Origin of the sequence: Vibrio minamisatsumaniensis, assembly GCF_050337445.1 — a bacterium.
GTDB classification, from domain to species: domain Bacteria; phylum Pseudomonadota; class Gammaproteobacteria; order Enterobacterales; family Vibrionaceae; genus Vibrio; species Vibrio artabrorum.
Genome location: NZ_JAKJSY010000170.1, coordinates 1 through 1,391, shown reverse-complemented (window position 1 = coordinate 1,391; position 1,391 = coordinate 1). Strand labels below are relative to the sequence as shown.

Sequence of the window (1,391 nt, the reverse complement as noted above, 5' to 3'; positions counted from 1 at the left end):
CCTATACGCATGAGTGGCATATTTGCTATTGTAGTCAGTAGTTTAGAGCGAGTTACCGACTTATGAAGTATGACCTTACCATTTTTGTCTACGGCATGAAGACTGAAGTGGTTTTTAGCTAGGTCGATACCGCAGAAATAAGAAAAATCAGACATGGTGCCTCCGGTGCAATTAAGTACCACATAAGTGTGGCAGATCCTCGGAAGGGGGGAATCCATGTCATTCGTTAGCCTTCTCTCCAAGCATGTGGAATCATATAGAGGAAATGCACATGAATAAGTACCAAAAATACCCATTAAACTGTTCATCTTGTAATGCATTAACTCCTCATACTTTGATTTCAACATTTAACGATGATGAACAAAGTAAAGAGAAGCCAAGTACGTTTTCATTTATCCGAGTGCTTGGCTTCACTTTCGAAATTTTTTGGCGAGGTTTAGTCGGCTCTTCTTACTATATTGCTAAAGAAAAACTATACCGTTGTGACAAATGCGGCAAAGTAGAGAAGCATTGAAAACAAAAAGGCTAACAAAGCATTCAAGAGGGATTCTCAACGCTTGGCATTTTTGCTTCTACTTCAAATTTAGCGTTTATGGCACAATGCTTTAGGTTTGGGTGGTAGCGTTGTTCACCCCTTAATTGGGCGTTATATTTTAGAGGGAACTATGAGTCAAGAAAGAGAAGACAAAGCTCGCAAGTATCTGAAAAACTTCCTAAGTGAATATTTCGAAGTTAAAGAAGAAGTTTCCGGTAGTTGGCCACTTGATGAGCGCCCTTTGAGATTAGATCTATTGCTTAGACCTAAGCAGAAAGCCATTGATTTAGGTTTCGACATTGAAGCTGTTGGCATTGAAATTAAAGATCCCCAAAGTAAATAAAGTGTCAAAAAGCTCCTTGATTGTGTTATGCAATCATACACTTACACGTTTTGTGAGTTTGATGGCGTTAGGCCTGCTTTCGTTCTGATATACCCAGAAGTCGAAAAGTTCTTCGAGGAAGACTGGGTTAATAAATATGATCGTAGTGAACGTGAAGAACCAACTATGCGAGAAAAGCGCCTTCTTCGTAGGCTAATGCAACGTGCGAATGTAGGTGAGCTTAAAATTAAACCAAATAATGAATTTGTCTTTGATTTTGGTGCAGGTCCATTTTTTCGTTCAGACAAGGGACGTTCAAAGATTAAGGGTATTGGCCTAAATCGCTATGTTGGTTCTCAGAAAAAGGTGGAATAAAAATATAACAAGCAATTTAAGAGGGATTCACAACGCTTGGCGTTTTTGCTTCTACTTCAAATTTAGTGTTTATGGCACAATGCTTTAGGTTTGGGTGGAGGCGTTGTTCACCCCTTAATTGGGCGTTATATGCTTAAAGGTATTGGTAAGTATGAAGAT

Annotated in this window: 3 protein-coding genes and 1 pseudogene; 3 read left to right on the top strand and 1 reads right to left on the bottom strand. The window is 39.0% G+C overall.

Features of this window, described 5'->3' with window-relative positions; all coding sequences use genetic code 11:
- Nucleotides 1-155: pseudogene (locus L4B77_RS19970) on the bottom strand (IS110 family transposase); the annotation flags it as partial.
- A gap of 116 nt (nucleotides 156-271) precedes the next feature.
- Here L4B77_RS19970 and L4B77_RS19965 point away from each other — a divergent pair.
- The 3 genes from L4B77_RS19965 to L4B77_RS19955 all read left to right on the top strand — a co-directional run bounded on the left by L4B77_RS19965 (nucleotide 272) and on the right by L4B77_RS19955 (nucleotide 1,232).
- A complete protein-coding gene (locus L4B77_RS19965) occupies nucleotides 272-514 on the top strand; it encodes a hypothetical protein (RefSeq protein WP_429752603.1) in 243 nt (80 codons plus the stop codon).
- A gap of 151 nt (nucleotides 515-665) precedes the next feature.
- Complete coding sequence (locus L4B77_RS19960; RefSeq protein ID WP_429752601.1) at nucleotides 666-878, top strand: hypothetical protein; 213 nt, start codon at nucleotides 666-668, stop codon at nucleotides 876-878.
- 27 nt (nucleotides 879-905) lie between these two features.
- Complete coding sequence (locus L4B77_RS19955) at nucleotides 906-1,232, top strand: hypothetical protein (protein ID WP_429752599.1); 327 nt, start codon at nucleotides 906-908, stop codon at nucleotides 1,230-1,232.
- Nucleotides 1,233-1,391 lie beyond the last annotated feature (159 nt).

What these genes read in the sequence shown, in the direction of transcription:
- L4B77_RS19965 (WP_429752603.1), top strand. Translation starts at nt 272, where the DNA reads ATGAATAAGTACCAAAAATACCCATTAAACTGTTCATCTTGTAATGCA.
- L4B77_RS19960 (WP_429752601.1), top strand. Translation starts at nt 666, where the DNA reads ATGAGTCAAGAAAGAGAAGACAAAGCTCGCAAGTATCTGAAAAACTTC.
- L4B77_RS19955 (WP_429752599.1), top strand. Translation starts at nt 906, where the DNA reads ATGCAATCATACACTTACACGTTTTGTGAGTTTGATGGCGTTAGGCCT.